13 protein-coding genes are annotated in these 15,879 nt (G+C 57.9%); 5 read left to right on the top strand and 8 right to left on the bottom strand.

The genetic code is table 11. The features are described 5' to 3' along the window. Positions 1 to 9: 9 nt before the first annotated feature. Together ACAM27_RS07580 and ACAM27_RS07575 are read left to right on the top strand one after the other, a co-directional pair. A complete protein-coding gene (locus ACAM27_RS07580; protein WP_222534448.1) occupies positions 10 to 1,104 on the top strand; it encodes a DUF1513 domain-containing protein in 1,095 nt (364 codons plus the stop codon). 80 nt (positions 1,105 to 1,184) lie between these two features. Then, entirely contained in the window at positions 1,185 to 2,498 is a 1,314-nt protein-coding gene (locus tag ACAM27_RS07575; RefSeq protein WP_011786281.1) for an MFS transporter, read from the top strand. 15 nt (positions 2,499 to 2,513) lie between these two features. On the opposite strand, the gene ACAM27_RS07570 is transcribed toward ACAM27_RS07575, so the two are convergent. The 5 genes from ACAM27_RS07570 to ACAM27_RS07550 form a co-directional block, all read right to left on the bottom strand. Further along, the gene (locus tag ACAM27_RS07570) at positions 2,514 to 2,882 is read right to left on the bottom strand and encodes a membrane protein (RefSeq protein ID WP_014422205.1); all 369 of its coding nucleotides are present in this window, start codon (positions 2,880 to 2,882) and stop codon (positions 2,514 to 2,516) included. 61 nt (positions 2,883 to 2,943) lie between these two features. Beyond that, positions 2,944 to 4,584 carry a methyl-accepting chemotaxis protein gene (locus ACAM27_RS07565; protein ID WP_222534450.1) on the bottom strand — a complete coding sequence of 547 codons (1,641 nt, stop codon included), beginning with the start codon at positions 4,582 to 4,584 and terminating at the stop codon, positions 2,944 to 2,946. A gap of 237 nt (positions 4,585 to 4,821) precedes the next feature. Next, positions 4,822 to 6,837, bottom strand: coding sequence for a PhoX family phosphatase (locus tag ACAM27_RS07560; protein ID WP_141067164.1), 2,016 nt, complete (start codon positions 6,835 to 6,837; stop codon positions 4,822 to 4,824). 179 nt (positions 6,838 to 7,016) lie between these two features. Then, positions 7,017 to 7,331, bottom strand: coding sequence for a hypothetical protein (locus tag ACAM27_RS07555; RefSeq protein ID WP_011786285.1), 315 nt, complete (start codon positions 7,329 to 7,331; stop codon positions 7,017 to 7,019). 79 nt (positions 7,332 to 7,410) lie between these two features. Beyond that, positions 7,411 to 7,662 (bottom strand): hypothetical protein, encoded by a 252-nt coding sequence (locus ACAM27_RS07550; RefSeq protein WP_022987979.1) that lies wholly within the window; start codon positions 7,660 to 7,662, stop codon positions 7,411 to 7,413. Between the two features lie 181 nt (positions 7,663 to 7,843). Between ACAM27_RS07550 and ACAM27_RS07545 the strand changes: the two genes are divergently transcribed. After that, positions 7,844 to 9,145, top strand: a complete 1,302-nt coding sequence (locus ACAM27_RS07545) for an alkane 1-monooxygenase (RefSeq protein WP_222534452.1) — start codon at positions 7,844 to 7,846, stop codon at positions 9,143 to 9,145. Between the two features lie 66 nt (positions 9,146 to 9,211). Here ACAM27_RS07545 and ACAM27_RS07540 read toward each other — a convergent pair whose 3' ends face one another. Together ACAM27_RS07540 and ACAM27_RS07535 are read right to left on the bottom strand one after the other, a co-directional pair. Further along, entirely contained in the window at positions 9,212 to 9,991 is a 780-nt protein-coding gene (locus ACAM27_RS07540; protein WP_011786288.1) for a crotonase/enoyl-CoA hydratase family protein, read from the bottom strand. Between the two features lie 208 nt (positions 9,992 to 10,199). Beyond that, complete coding sequence (locus ACAM27_RS07535) at positions 10,200 to 12,002, bottom strand: acyl-CoA dehydrogenase (RefSeq protein WP_369612796.1); 1,803 nt, start codon at positions 12,000 to 12,002, stop codon at positions 10,200 to 10,202. A gap of 277 nt (positions 12,003 to 12,279) precedes the next feature. Here ACAM27_RS07535 and ACAM27_RS07530 point away from each other — a divergent pair, with 277 nt between their 5' ends. Next, complete coding sequence (locus ACAM27_RS07530) at positions 12,280 to 13,272, top strand: GlxA family transcriptional regulator (protein ID WP_222196906.1); 993 nt, start codon at positions 12,280 to 12,282, stop codon at positions 13,270 to 13,272. Positions 13,273 to 13,412: 140 nt separating this feature from the next. Continuing rightward, positions 13,413 to 13,577, top strand: coding sequence for a hypothetical protein (locus tag ACAM27_RS07525; RefSeq protein ID WP_011786291.1), 165 nt, complete (start codon positions 13,413 to 13,415; stop codon positions 13,575 to 13,577). 66 nt (positions 13,578 to 13,643) lie between these two features. Here ACAM27_RS07525 and ACAM27_RS07520 read toward each other — a convergent pair whose 3' ends face one another. Continuing rightward, positions 13,644 to 15,698 carry an NADPH-dependent 2,4-dienoyl-CoA reductase gene (locus ACAM27_RS07520; RefSeq protein ID WP_011786292.1) on the bottom strand — a complete coding sequence of 685 codons (2,055 nt, stop codon included), beginning with the start codon at positions 15,696 to 15,698 and terminating at the stop codon, positions 13,644 to 13,646. Positions 15,699 to 15,879: the final 181 nt, after the last annotated feature.

The raw sequence follows: 15,879 nt of genomic DNA, 5'->3' as shown, positions 1-15,879 counted from the left end.
GGTATACCCATGCTCATCTATCGCAGAACCCTGATCAAAGCCACCGTCGCCGGAGCTATGGCCGCCACCCTCACCGGGTGCTCGTTGCTCCCCCGCAAAACCGGCCCACAGCCCGAACGCTATGCCGGCGCGGTTGGCCTGCCGGATGGACGCTTTGGCGTGAGTGCCTTTGATCGATCCGGCAACGTTCAGTGGCAGGCGCCGGTAGACACGCGATGCCACAGCGGCTGTAACCGGCCCGGCCGAAACGATACTCTGTTTTTTGAACGCCGACCGGGCTGGTCGTTCTATGTGTTTGATGCAGAAACCGGCCAACGCAGACACCGCATCATGGCCCCGGAAGGCGAACACTTTGTCGGCCACGGCGTGTTCTCACCTGATGGCCGGTGGCTTTACGCCACGGCCAGCCGCTACCAGCCCGGCGAAGGCATTGTCGCCGTCTACGATGCCGAGCAGGACTATAAACGGGTGGACACCTTTGAACTGGCCGGCATCGGGCCCCATGAGCTTACCCTGCATCCGGACGGCAACACTCTGGTCATCGGCCTGGGCGGCATTCTGACTCACCCTGATTACGACCGCATCAAACTCAATCTGGATACCATGCAACCGGCCCTGATTCTGATGGACCGCCGGTCCGGCCAGATCGTTGGCCGCTTTCCCCCTGCCCACCACCAGCAGAGCTCCCGCCACGTCAGCGTCAGTACCGAAGGCAAAGTCTATGTTGCCTACCAGTACCAGGGACCGCTCTACAAGCGACCTCCGCTGTTGGCGCGCATAGAAGATGGGCAACTCCGGGAATATCGCTTTGACCCGGAAACCCAGGCCGCTCTCGGCAACTACATCGCCAGCGTGGTGGCCCATCCTGAAAACGACCTGATCGCCGCCGCTTCCCCCGTGGGCGGCACCGCTATTGTCTTCCGCGGCAAGACCGGGGAGCTGGTTGCCAAAGCCCGCATCACTGACTGCGCCGGCATTCAGACTCTGGCAGGAGGCGATTTCCTGGTGTCCTCGGGACAGGGCCGACTGGTGCAACTGAGCGCCGGACAACCTGCGAAAGACATCGCGCGGCTACCGGTACAGTGGGACCACCACCTGGTCTGACCGGCACCGCTGGTCCTCCCGCTTAAGCACACCCGAGCTAACTGGTATGCTTGGCAAACATTTTTCCGGAGGACGGCCCTTTGCCAGCAACCAAACCCGACACCATCGACCAGCTCTACGGACTGATTGCCAACGAAGAGGACGCACGGGTCTGTAAAGACATCCCGGAGGAAGCCTGTCGGGAAGTACCCCGAAACTTCTTCCTGATTCTGTTCAGCAATGTGCTCACCAAACTCGGCGACTTGCTGATCAGCCCCAAGACCGTGCTGGCCTGGCTGATGAGTGCCGTTGGCGCACCGGCTCTGGTAGCCTGGTTGGTGCCTATCCGGGAATCCGGCTCCATGGTGCCGCAGATGGTGATCGCCGCCTGGGTGCGTCGCAAGGCGGTGCGCAAATGGTTTTGGACCCTGGGCAGTTTCGGGCAGGCCGTCAGCGTGGCTGCGATGGCGGCAAGCGTGTGGTTTCTTGAAGGCTATGCGGCAGGTGGCGGCATTGTCGCGGCGCTTATTGTGTTTTCACTGGCCCGGGGATTCTGCTCGGTCTCCATGAAAGACGTTCAGGGCAAGTGTATCCCCAAAACCCGCCGGGGCCGGCTGTCTGGGCTGGCAACCACCATTGGGGGCACCGCCACGGTGGTGCTCACAGGACTGCTGTTCTGGGATCGGGGCGACCCCAGCATTGCGTTCTACACCACATTGCTGCTCCTGGCAGCTACGCTGTGGGTGATTGCCGGGGTTCTGTTTGCCAATGTGGAAGAGTATGCCGGGGAAACAGGGGGCGGTGGCAACGCGATCAACGAGGCTTTTAAAAGTCTGTCGCTGCTACGGGACGATGCGCCCTTCAGGCATTTTGTCATCACTCGTGCACTGCTTTTGTGTTCGGCTCTGGCGTCTCCCTATTTCGTGGTGCTCGCCCAACAGGAATCCGATATTGGCTGGATGCTGGGCGTCTTTCTGCTCGCCAGCAGTCTGGCCAGCTCCCTGAGCGCCAGCTTCTGGGGTTGGGCCGCCGACACCTCCAGCCGCCGAGTGATGATTCGGGGTGCCGCCATGGCCAGCTCGGTCTGCCTGGTGGTTGGTGTTCTTGCACTGGTGCTGGGCCCCGGGTTTGGCGGTGCCTGGTTCTATCCCGTCGCGTTTTTTGTGCTGAGTATTGCCCATGCCGGCGTGCGTCTGGGGCGCAAAACCTATCTGGTGGATATGGCCGGAGGCAACAAACGGACAGACTACACAGCGGTCAGCAATACCGTTATCGGTGTGTTGCTGCTGGTAACCGGGGGGTTCACAGCCGCCATTTCCATGATTTCGGACGTGGCGGTGATTCTGGTATTGGGACTGATGGGGCTGGCGGGCATGCTGAGCGCATTACGCCTTGAAGAAGTGACGGAAGACTGAGCCATCAAGACCCCGTTACATCGGGGTCTTGCCATCGTTCAGGGCCAGGGCACCTTTGACAATTCGGTAGATCACCCAGATCGCAATACCCAGCAGAATAAACCAGCCCACGATCAGCATGGTGGTAATCACCCCGATGACTGTCCACAGCAAACCAATCCAGAAGGTGCGGATCTGCCAGCGGAAATGGGGCTCTATCCAGGTACCACGGACATCATCCAGTTTGACGTAGTTGATGATCACGCCCACCAGTGCCGTCAGCCCCCCCAGGAAAAAAGACAACGCCTGCAGGATGTAAACCACCACCGCCAGATTCCTCGCAGAGCTGGGCTCCTGTGATTGCTGACCGTCAGGTTTTGCGGGGATATACTCGGTTTCGGACACAGGTGTTCTCCTTGTTACGTCCCTGGCAGTCTATCACAGCCTTGGCTGGAGCCCAGTGCGATCAATTCCCCGCCGGCCGATACCCAACCCGGAAACCGCCCCAGTGCTTACCGTTCACATAGATGGGCACCGACAGGTCGTGCATGATCTCACCGGTGTCCCGGCGATAGGTCTGGAGCAGCATGCTTTCGGTATGACTCCCGCAGCGTATGCCAGTGCGGTCATTGAACAGTCGCTTGCTGCGGCTTTTCACCAGGTCGACTTCCGGATTACCACTCGGCGGGTGGGCAAAATCCTTGTTATGGGTAGGCACATAACCGTCCGGCGCGCAGGCGATGGAGAACACAATGGCCTCATGGGATTTCTTGATGGGCTCCTGTATTGCCGGAAACATCTGGTCAGTAAACCGATCGAAGCTGCTGGAATACTGTTGGGGCTGGGTGTTGGCAATCGGTGTTCGCTTTTTGTCAAACAGCGCCGCTTCACTCAAACGGCCCTCTCGAATTGCCGCCTCAAACAACTGGCCAATCTGCTGCGCCCCTTCCAGTGCTTTCTCATAAAACGGCCGGTGGTAGCTTTCGCTGCTGTTCAGCGCAAAGGCAGCATTCGCCTTCTCCGCCAGCTCCATCAACGTGGAAGCCTGGTCCGCCAGCGATGCCACACTGGTATCACTTTCGGATATATGGTCACGGACAGACTCAATAGCCGAAAACACCTGGGCCAGACTCTGCTCGTTGTTCTGGTCAATCTCGGCAATACGGGCAACCTGCTGCTGAACCCGGTCGGATTGATCCCGAATCTGATCCAGCTGGCCGCCAACGCTCTCTACAGATGCTAGCCCGTCTTCCACGGTTTTCGCCAGAGATTCAATGCGGGACACAATCTTGGTTGTGTCATTCTGAATTTCGTCGAGGGTGTCCGCCACTTCACTGGTGGCCTGGGCAGTGCGCCCGGCCAACTGCCGGACTTCATCGGCCACCACCGCAAACCCGCGGCCCTGTTCACCGGCTCGGGCCGCCTCAATGGCGGCATTCAGTGCCAAAAGATTAGTCTGCTCGGCGATACCCTGAATGGTGGACGTCACGCCCTGGATCTTGCCGGATTTTTCGTGCAGGGCCTGAATCAACCTGAGGTTCTCTTCCGACTGTTGATGCACCAGGCGCACATTTTCAATGGCCGACACCAATGACTGACGCCCCTCCACGCTGACTTCGCGATTCTGCAATGCCATGGTGGCGGCGTTGGTGGCCTGTTCCGATGATTCCCGAACCGATTCCGTGATCTGGCCGGCGTAGTCGGCCATCTGAGCGGTTTCTTCAACCTGTCGGTCCAGGCGCTGCTTCACCTGATCCGCCGCAAACGAGACTTCGGCGGCCGAGATGGCATTCTTGTCGGCACTGGCCGAGAGGGTTTCAACCAGGGCCTTGCCCGCACGGGCATCCGCCAGAAGCTGCGCACACTGAGCCCGCAAGGGATGATTGTCAGCCAGGGAGCCATCATTCAGGTCGTTGATTCCACGCTCTATTGGTTCAAGCACCCGTAAAACCAGATAGCAAGCCGCAGCAGCAAGGCCCACAAGGAGCCCGATTAACAGAGAGGCGGCATCGAGCCCCATCAACGGAGCCACCAGAATGCAGGCAATACCGAGCGCAACAGCAATGCCCACCCCCCATAAAATTGCAGTGCGATCGAGTAAACCCATGGTGCCCTCATCTTTGTCATTGCTAACGCAAGCATGTTGTTATTGCAGGCCATCCCGGAGAGTAAAGAAATGATATGAGTTAATAACTGCTACTTTAGTGGATTAAAGATACCACTATTGCAGTGCCCAAGGGGTTTATCGGCATCTGGAAGGAAATCTGAAATACAGAAGAGAAAAGCCCGGGCGGAACGAGTCCGCCCGGGCTTTTTGGCAGAGCCTGACAACCGTTATGGCTGATCAGGCACCGATAACGCCGCTGTCATCGCGGGTAACGATAACCGTTGCATCACGCGGACGCGGATCGTTGGCATCCGGCCAGTTTGCTTCCGGGTGCTGGATATTGACGAACATGGTCTTCACATCCGGTGTGGAGACAACGCCTGTAACCTCACAGCCAACCGGCCCAACGAAGAAACGCTTGATCTCGCGGGTTTCCGGGTTAGCCGCCAGCATCATGTTGTTCTGATAAGGTGCTGCATCGGAGCCATCGGTCTGAATCCAGAGGCGACCGTTATAATCGAACCAGAGGCCATCCGGACTGTTGAAGATGTTGTCATCAGTCAGAGATACGATAACCTGGTCGTCAACCACGGTTTCCGTGCCCTGCTCACCGGCAAACACGAAGATATCCCAGTCGAAGCTGGTCGCAGTGTGATCGTTGCCGTCTTCGCTCCAGCGAATAATATGACCGGTGCGGTTGTTGGCATTCGGATTTGCCGCGTTTACCTGCTCCTCCGTCCGGCGGGAGTTATTGGTCAGCGTAAAGTAAACCTGACCGGAATTCGGATCTACTGCCCCCCACTCCGGGCGATCCATCGGGGTCGCACCTGCGATGTCGGCAGCCAGGCGAGTGTTCAACAAAACATCAGCCTGATTCTCAAAACCGTCAAACTGAACGTTGCCAACCATTTCGCCCTGGGCCGCAGCCACTTTGGCAGCAAAATCCGCATCGTTCAGATCCAGCGCCAGCCAGTCGCCCGAGCCATCGTCATTAAAGCGAGCCACGTAGAGTGTGCCCTCGTCCAGGAGGTAGCCACCGGCCGTTGCAGCGTAATAAGGCTTTGAGGAGACAAATTTGTAGATGTACTCGAAACGGGAATCATCACCGGAATAACATACGACCGGCTCACCTTCCTTAACCGGCGCAAAAATCACACCCTCGTGACCAAAGCGGCCCAGCGCGGTTCGCTTCTGTGGTTTGCTCTCTGGAGTAAACGGATCAATTTCCACCATGAAACCGTAGGTATTGGCCTCATTCCGGTAATCATCCGCCGCCGACGCACCCGTCGGGGTAACATCAAAGCGCACGTATTGATCCGCACCGCTGTCAGCCAACTCCCAGTCGTAGCGGCTTGAATCGCCGACGCCATGGCGGGTCTGCTCCCGGGGCTGCGTTGCATCGCTATTAGCGAAGTACCCGTGCCAGTTTTCCTCAGCCGCAAGGTAAGTTCCCCACGGCGTCGGGCCCATCGCGCAGTTGTTCAGAGTACCGCGGGTTTCCGTTGCATCCGGACTGTATTTGGTGACCAGTTTGTCGTAACCACGCACCGGACCACGGATATCCATTTCGGTATTACCCGTAACCCGGCGATTAAACGGACTCCCGAAAACAATATCCCACTTGCCGTTGTTGTCGCGTTTGATATGAACCACAGACACACCGTGCGCGGCGATTTCCTTGCGCACTTCATCGGCCGGACGCATACCGTTGATGTAGGTAGCCCCGTTGGCATGCAAAGCGCCTTGATTGATGTACTCATGGTTCATCACCAACAGACCTTCGCTGGAGCTGTTACCACCGGCTTTCAGATCAATCGGGAAAAAGTGCACGCCGTCATGATGCATGCCCATTTGCTGCTCTTGCTCTTCTCCGGTATTGGTGCCATCCGGCTTATAGGCCGGGTAAGACCCGGTAATTGGCGTGCCCCAGGGAAGAAACGCTTCAGAGGAGTATCCCTCGGGAACAACGACCTGATTCGCGGTTGAAGTAGGGACAGCCTTGAAACCCAGTTCAGTGCTGGATGTGTTTCCACCGGTAGTACCGCCATCGTTGTCACTATCACTGTCACTGCCACAACCGGCAAGCCCCAACCCCATAACGCTGGCCAGAGCGGCGCCTACGCTACCTTTCATGACGGTACGACGCTGCATTCTGGCAGACAGTACCTGATGGAACGGGGTGTTTTCGGAATGATTGACGACTGGCTCGTAGTTCGGGTCCAGGTAATTCGGATCAAGATCGTGCTTGGCCATGGTTTGCCTCTCTCGGATTGGTGGACAAGTCCTTTATTTCGAGAGGCAAGTGTCGGCAAGTAATGTGACAGGACGTAAACAGATTTAAGTCAGAATGTTGAACGTTCGATGACAACCGGCGAGGCAGAAACAGAAACGGGGCCAAAAGGCCCCGCAACCGCGCGATGCAACTCAGCTGATCACTGAGTCATTTCGTCGTAGCCTTCTTCCATGGAGTCCGCTGCTTCTTCCATGGAGTCACCCGCTTCATCCGCGGCTTCTTCAATCTCGTCGCCGGCGTTTTCGGCACCTTCCTGCATTTCACCAATCACGCCTTCATCCTGACCCGTGGCTTCTTCCCAGGTTTCTTCGGTGGCGTTAGCGGCGTCGTCCATCATTTCCTCGGCATTTTCACCCGCTTCTTCAAAATCCGCGCCTTCATCGCTCTCGGAGCTGCAGGCAGAAAGTCCAAGCGTGGCAACCAGTGCGAGTGCGCTCAAGGTAAACTTGTTCATAACATGTCCCTCTGTCGGTATATGTGTACAACGCCAACAGAGTAGAGGCAGCCCGCGGTCAATAGCAATTACCGGGCGATTACCCTTTCGTTAACCGCTCACCGTCGATCATGATGATGTGGTCCGCTGAGACCACCTGTCCTTTTCCCAGCACCACGAAATCCCGCCCGGCCCGGCTAAGCACTTCCCGGATAACGCCGTGAACCACGCAGACCTGCCCATTCGGGTCCTGATAGATGATTTCCGCCAGTTTCATGGCGCGCGCGTATTCCTGAAGCCGTTGTTGCAACGTCCAGGACATAGTAGCCGGAGATGGATTGGTGGCACTCATTCGACGCTTCCCTGTTTTTTTTGTTTCCAGAAGTCTGGACCACAAGCTCTGGATTCGCCAGCTGGAGCCTGATTGTCATTAGAGGCCAGTTCGCTTAACCAGACCCCCTTACTTGTTGTATTGCCAGATTGTCCGACATAAATTGAACAAACAAACACAACGAGTTCCACGGAGAGCCCATATGAACGCCAAAGTGAAATCCTCGCTCGACACGCACCAGGTCGCCGCGCCCCGGAAAACCGGGACATCGGATTCAAAAGACACCGCCACCAAGGCCGAGACCTGGAAAGATCCCAAGCGCTATATGTGGCTGTTGGGGCCTGCGCTTCCAGGCATTGGCCTTGCCGCTCTGACTGGCTACGCCCTGGCCCCGAAACGACTGAAGGCTCTGGCCTGGACCGGGCCGGCACTGGTGCACGGCATTATTCCGGCACTGGACCGGGCGATTGGTGAAGACAAAAGCAATCCTCCTGAATCGGCGGTAAAGACCTTGGAGCAGGACAAGTATTACGACCGTATTGTGAAGGCGTTTATCCCCACCCAGTACGCCATGACCTTCATGGGCGCCTGGCTGGCCAGCCGGAAAAACACACCACTTGAGGACAAGATCGGCCTGACCCTGACCGTAGGCGCCATCAACGGGGTAGGCATCAACACCGCCCATGAACTGGGCCATAAGTCCAATAAACTGAACAAACTGATGGCCATGGCCGCCTTGGCTCCCACCGCCTACACCCACTTTGTGGTTGAACATAATTTTGGTCATCACAAGCGGGTAGCCACACCTGAGGACCCCGCCAGCAGCCGAATGGGCGAGAGTTTCTGGAAGTTCCTGCCCCGAACCGTGTTCGGCGGCATCAAGTCGTCGGTCAAGATCGAAAAGGCACGCCTGGAACGCAAGGGTAAGAGCTTCTGGAGTCTTGATAACGAACTGCTACAGGGTTGGGCCATGACGGCCGGGTTCTTTGGCGCCACGACGCTGGTCTGCGGCCCGAGGGCGGTGCCGTTCCTGGCGGCACAGGCGGTTTATGGCGCCAGTCTGTTGGAGAGTGTGAATTACATCGAGCACTATGGTCTGTTGCGGCAGAAGGACAAGAATGGCAAATATGAGCGCACGAAGCCGGAACACAGCTGGAACAGTAATCACATTGTGACCAACCTGTTCCTGTATCAGTTGCAACGGCATTCTGACCACCACGCCCATCCGACCCGGAGTTTCCAGGCCTTGCGCCATTTTGAAAAGGCGCCCCAGTTGCCGGGAGGGTACGCATCGATGCTGTTGCCGGCCTACCTGCCCCAGTGGTGGTACGAGACGATGGATAAGCGGGTGATTGACCACTATGAAGGGGATCTGTCGAAGATCAACTGGGACCCTGATCGCAAGGAGGAGTTGATGGCCAAGTATGCGGACTATGCTGCGAAAGTGGCAGCGGAGGCTGCGGCTCGGCGGGCTGGCTCTTCTTCTGAGTCTGAGGCTGCCTGATTTCGTGGTTTGATTGCCGGCCCCAGCCTGTTGGTTGGGCGCCGGCTGCGGGTTGGGGCAATCCTGCTACTTGCCTTTGAACACCGCCTCTCTTCTCTCCAGGAATGACTGAATTCCTTCTTTGACATCTTCGCTGGCCATGACCGGGCGTAGTTCCGGGAACATACGTTCCTTGGCCGCTTCCTGGCCTTCGGACACGGCAATCTTGGACGATTTCAGGCTGCCCTGAACGCCCAGAGGTGCGGCTTTGGCAATCTTTTCGGCGATTTCCATGGCTTTGTTGAGCTGTTCGCCGGGTTCCACCAGTTCCTGAATCAGGCCCCACTGGTAAGCCTGTTCCGCGGTCCATTCATCACCAGTGAGCAGGTAGCGCTGGGCGTTGCCCCAACCGATTTCGCGCTGCAGGCGAATGGTGGCGCCACCGCAGGCGAAGATGCCGCGTTTCACTTCCAACTGAGCGAAGCGGGTGCCTTTCGCGGCCACGCGGATGTCGGTGTTGAGCATCATCTCGACGCCACAGGTGAAGCAGATGCCCTGGGCGGCGAAGACCACCGGCTTGGTGAGGCTATCGCCGGTAATATCGAAGGGGTCGAGTTCGCCTTCGCCGGGTTCAATGCCTTTACCGTTGGCGAACACGCCGGCCCAGTCATCCAGTTGCAGGCCGCTGGTGAAGTGGTCACCTTCAGCGTACATCACTGCCACGCGCAGCTCCGGATCGTTCTGGAGCTGGTAATAGGCGGCAGCGATTTCGTGGTACATGGCCCGGTTCATGGCGTTCATTTTTTCCGGGCGGTTCAGTCCGATCAGCAAAACATGATTTTTCTTATCAACATTTACCAGAGCCATTGCGCTTTCCTTTCATGTTTTCTTGTCAACAGGCTATGCCCATGTGCGGGCGCGAACGGCTGGGAGTCCTTTCAGGGAACGTCTTTGGCCATGAATGGCCAAAGTCGAGCGCACATGGACGTGCTCGTAGCGTGTCCCTGAAAGGACTCCCAGCCGATCGTGCCTGCTCTCAAACCAGCGGGCTACATCAAGAACAAAAGCACCAAACTCAGAACCAATCAGCCTTCATATTCAGACACGTATCATCCTGATTCCGCAGCAGCACCAGATCCTGAGCCACGGTGGGCAATTCCCAGTGGAAGAAGTACTGGGCGGCCTGCAGTTTGCCCTGGTAGAAGTTGCGTTCGCTTTCGCTGTTGGCAGACCCCAGTGCGTGGGCTGCGGCATTGGCCTGCCGCAGCCACATCCAGGCCACGATAATGTGGCCGAACAGGTGCAGATAGCAGCTGGCGTTAGCCAGGGTTTTGTCGACTTCGCCGCCCATCAGGGATTTACCCAGGCTCTGGGTGACTTTTACCGCCTGCTGCAAAGTCTCACTCAGAGACAAAGCCCACTGCTGGCAGCGCTCGGTGGTGGCCGCCTGCAGATCCACCTGCATTTCCTGCATCAGCAACTGCAGGCCGTGGCTCTGGTCCTGCCAGATTTTACGGCCCAGCAGGTCCAGAGCCTGGATGCCGTTGGTGCCTTCGTGGATGGGGTTCAGGCGGTTGTCGCGCCAGCACTGCTCGACCGGGTATTCGCGAGTGTAGCCGGCGCCGCCGTAGACCTGGATTGCCAGATCGTTGGCTTTCGGACCGTATTCCGAGGGCCAGGCTTTGATCACCGGGGTAAGCAAATCCAGCAGCTTGCCGGCTTCCATTCGTTTCTGCTCATCCGGGTGGGTGTGCTGATCATCCATCAGGCGGGCGCCGCAGAGGCAGAGCGCCAGGCCGCCTTCGCTGTAGGCCTTCTGGGCCAGCAGCATGCGGCGTACGTCCGCGTGGTCGATGATGGGTACTTGAGGGCTTTCCGGATTCTTTTCGCTGGCCTTGCGGCCCTGCAGGCGGTCCTTGGCGTATTCCAGGCTGTGCATGTAGCCCCGATAGCCAATCACAGCGGCGCCAAAGCCAACGCCGATGCGGGCTTCGTTCATCATCTGGAACATGTACTTCAGGCCCTGATGGGGTTCACCTACCAGGTAGCCGTGGCAGGGGGCATCATCGCCGAAGCTCAGGGCAGTACTGGTAGTGCCGCGATAGCCGAGTTTGTGGATCAGGCCGGCGAGGCTGACGCCGTTGCGGTCGCCCGGATTGCCGTTCTCGTCCACATGGAATTTCGGGACGATGAACAGGGAGATGCCTTTTACGCCCGCCGGTGCGCCTTTGATTTTCGCCAGCACCATGTGAACGATATTTTCGGTGATGCTCTGCTCGCCACCAGAGATGTAGATTTTGGCGCCTTTGATCAGGTAGTGGCCGTCGTCGGTGGGCGTGGCGGAGGTGCGGATGTCTGCCAGGCTGGAGCCGGCATGGGGCTCGGTCAGGGCCATGGTTCCGCTGTAGCGGCCGCTGAGCATATTGGGTAGAAATTTGGCCTTCTGTTCTTCGTTGCCGAATACACGAATCAGGTTGGCGGCGGCGGTGGTCAGAAACGGGTAGCCGGCGGTGCCGGGATTGGCGGCGGTGAAGAAGCCGTTGCAGGCCGCCATGACGGATTCCGGCAATTGCATGCCGCCGAGGTCGTAGTCGTATCGGCCAGCTAGGAAGCCGGCTTCGGCGTAGGCATCGAAGGCCTGTTTGACGTCCGGGAGCATTTCTACCTGGCCGTTGACGAATTTGGGTTCGTCTTTGTCGGCAGCACTGTTGTGGTTGGCGAATTTTTCTTTCGCCATTTTGTCGGCCGTTTCGATGACGGCGTCAAAGGTTTCTTTGCTGTGTTCGCTGAAGCGCTCGCGCTGGATGAGGGATTCGGTGTCCATCACCTCATAAAGTTGGAAGGCAAGGTCGCGGCGGTCGATCAGGGTGTCGGTCATTCTTGGTCTCCTGTTGATTGGTCATAGCGTCTCATAACGGCTATGGTTGTTGGAATTGTCATTTCTGACTTATTCTTGGTTGAATCCGCCACAACCTAGTGGTGACTGACGCCCGGCAGGAGGTGTGGGGGAGCTTTCCGGGAGACGCCGTGAAGCCATCCATGGGGGCTTGAGCGCAGCTTCCCTGCTGCGCACACTCCCTGAAAGCTCCCCCACACCTCCCGCCTACTTCAGCATCGGCTGATCAAGCTTCACACAACCACGGAGCATTCCTGCATTGAAAACCGTCACCATCATCGGCTTTAATGGGGCTCTGGCCAGCGCCATCACCGGTATGATCGACCTGTTTCGCCTGGCCGGGGTGACCTGGGCCCGAATTCATGGCGAGCAGCCGACGGCATGGTTCAGAACCCGGCTGCTGACCGAGGATGGCGAGCCCTGCCGATGCATCAATGGCGTGACCCTGTTGGCGGATGGTTCCTGGCAGGATATTGACGAACTGGGTGCCGATGACCTGCTGATTATTCCGACCATTGGTGCACCCATTGATGAAGTTCTGCAAACCAACCCCCTCCTGATTCAGTGGCTTTCAAAGTTTCAGACTGCGACGCCCGGCGATGTTCGGGTGGCCAGTAACTGTACCGGCGCGTTTTTGCTGGCGGCGGCGGGGTTACTGGACGGTCGGGAGGCCACCACACACTGGGGGTTTGGTGAACAGTTCAGACGGCAGTTTCCGGCTGTAAATCTCCATGCCGACAAGCTGGTCACGGTTGATGGCCCTGTGGCCTGCGCCGGGGGTGGTATGGCCTGGTGGGATCTGGGGGTGTATCTGGTTGAGCGGCTGGCAGGTGCGCAGGTGGCCCGGGAGTTGGCGAAGGCGTTTGTGATTGACGCCGGGCGCACGAGCCAGGCTCCCTATAGCGTGCTGCAGGCCAAGCGATACCATTCAGACAAGGTGATTCACCAGGTTCAGGATTGGCTAGAGGCGCATTTCAGAGAGCCGGTTTCATTGCCAGAGCTTTCCAGCTTCGCCGGGTTGTCCGAAAGGTCGCTGTTACGTCGGTTCCGGCAGGCGACAGGGGATTCACCGTCCAGCTATCTGCAGCTACTCCGTGTGGAGGAGGCTCGCAGGCTACTCGAATCCTCAACGGGAGGGCTTGAGTCGGTCACCCGGGCAGTCGGATACGAGGATGTGAGCTCGTTCAGCCGGCTGTTTCGTCGGCATACGAAGCTTTCACCGGGCGCCTATCGGGCGAAATTCGGCCGATAGTATGGTGTTACAGGTCACAATTCAGTCTTTGGTAGTGTTTCTGTGGCGCGGGTTATGCATCAAACTGTCTTGTAGGCGATTTTTTGCCGCTGTACGTAAATAATCTTGACAGTATTAACCCTTCGGGGGAGGTCGTTTCCATGAACGCACCGTTGAAGCAGAGCCGGGCCGATGTACTTAACCGGCTATACGATATGAAGCGCAAGCAGCTCGCGCAGGCCAGTCAGCAGGGTAACAGCCTGCGTTGCCAGGTATTGGAAGCCGAAGCAGAGGCGATTTCCAATGCCCTGAAAACCGTTCGATAGCCATTTATCCAGACAACAGCTATCGAACGCCACTTCCGGTCAACTGATGACGTAGCAGGTCACTTTTTAAATGGCTGCCGCGATTTCGGTTCCCTGACGGATGGCCCTTTTGGCATCCAGCTCTTCCGCCACATCAGCACCGCCAATGAGGTGCGCTTTCACGCCTTTATCAGCAAGCTGGTCGAACAGTTCCCGATAGCTTTCCTGTCCCGCGCAGATGATCACGTTGTCCACGGCCAGAACTCTGGTCTCGCCGGTCTTTCCGTCCTTGTCGGTCAGGGTAATATGCAGGCCTTGATCGTCGATTCGATCGTAACGGCAACCCCGGAGCATTTCGACGTCCCGATGCTTGAGGCTGCTTCGGTGCACCCAGCCTGAGGTTTTGCCCAGGCCGCCGCCGACTTTGCCGGTTTTACGCTGCATCAGATAGATCTTGCGGGGCGATGGGGTCTGCGCCCGTTCAGCCAGGCCGCCGGGGCCCTCAAACGTGGGATTCACCCCCCATTCCGCCTGCCATTCAGCCACACTCACCTGTTCGCCTTCCGGGTGCTTGCCAAAGTCGTGAGTCAGGAATTCACTGACATCAAAACCGATACCACCAGCCCCGATCACAGCCACCGACTTGCCCACCGGTTTGTTGTGGCGTAGAACATCCAGGTACCCAAGGACTTTCGGGTGGTCGATGCCTTCAATCTTCGGTGTTCGTGGTTTGACGCCGGTGGCGATGATCACGTCGTCAAAGCCCTGTTCGATCAGCTCGTCGGCCCCCACACGGGTTTCGAGCCGCAGGTCGATTTCCAGCAGATCAATCTGACGCTGAAAATAGCGCAGGGTTTCGTAGAACTCTTCCTTGCCCGGAATACGTTTGGCGTAATTGAACTGGCCGCCAATTTTGTCGTCAGCTTCAAACAGGGTCACCTTGTGCCCCCGTTTTGCCGCCGTGGTGGCTGCTGCCAGGCCAGCGGGACCGGCGCCGACCACCGCTACGCGCCTGACGACAGGCGCTACCGTGAGCACCAGTTCGGTCTCGTGGCAGGCCCGGGGGTTTACAAGACAGGAGGCGCGCTTGGCCTGGAACACATGGTCCAGACACGCCTGATTGCAGGCGATACAGGTATTGATCTCGTCGCCGCGCCCCTGTTCCGCCTTGCGGACAAACTCGCTGTCGGCCAGCAGCGGGCGTGCCATGGACACCATGTCAGCCTTACCGGCAGCAAGGATTTCCTCGCCTTTTTCAGGCGTATTGATACGGTTGGTGGTACACACCGGGATGTCCACCTCGCCATAGAACTTGGCTGTCACATCCGCAAAGCCGCCGCGGGGTACCGAGGTCACGATGGTGGGAACGCGGGCCTCGTGCCAGCCAATACCCGTGTTGATAATGGTTGCACCGGCTTTCTCGATGGCCTTGCCCAGAGTGACGATCTGCTCCCAGGTCTGGCCGCCTTCCACCAGATCCAGCATGGACAGGCGGTAAATAATGATGAATTCCGGCCCGACCGCCTCACGCATGCGGCGAACGATTTCCACCGGCAAGCGCATTCGGTTTTCGTAGGGCCCACCCCACTTGTCGGTTCGCTTGTTGGTGCGTTCACACAGGAACTGGTTGATAAAATAACCTTCGGAGCCCATCACCTCAACGCCGTCGTAGCCGGCGAATTTAGCCAGCTTGGCGGCATTCACGAAGTCATTGATCTGCCGTTCCACACCTTTTGTTGAGAGGGCTCTGGCCTTGAACGGACTGATCGGTGCCTTGGTGGCCGAGGCCGACACAATCAGCGGCTGATAACCATAACGACCGGCGTGCAGCAATTGCAGGCAGATTTTTCCGCCCGCTTCATGCACGGCCCCGGTCACATGACGATGCAGCAAAGCAGTCGCACGGTTATTCATCGTAGACGCCAGCGGGGCCAGCTGCCCCACCAGGTTGGGAGAAAAGCCACCGGTTACCATGAGCCCGACGCCACCTTCCGCCCGTTCGGCAAAATACCGGGCGAACTTGTGGATATTCCAGAAACGGTCTTCGAGGCCGGTATGCATCGACCCCATCAGCACCCGGTTCTTGAGCTCAGTGAACCCCAGATCAAGCGGTTTCAGCAGGTTGGGATAGGCGTTGGTCATGGCGCACTCTCATCGAATATTTATCGGGAGTATACACTTGATCAATGGCAAGTTGACTTGACCTGACCGACGGGCCACGTATCATCGCATTTCAAGTTTGACTGACGGAGCAACCATGACCGCAAGGTCCTTCGGCTGCATTAGAATCACCCGCCCACCCGTTACCGCTGACATCGCGCGG

The organism is Marinobacter sp. RI1, assembly GCF_041155085.1.
In the GTDB taxonomy this organism is placed as follows: domain Bacteria; phylum Pseudomonadota; class Gammaproteobacteria; order Pseudomonadales; family Oleiphilaceae; genus Marinobacter; species Marinobacter nauticus.
This window is presented reverse-complemented; position numbering and strand designations above follow the sequence as displayed.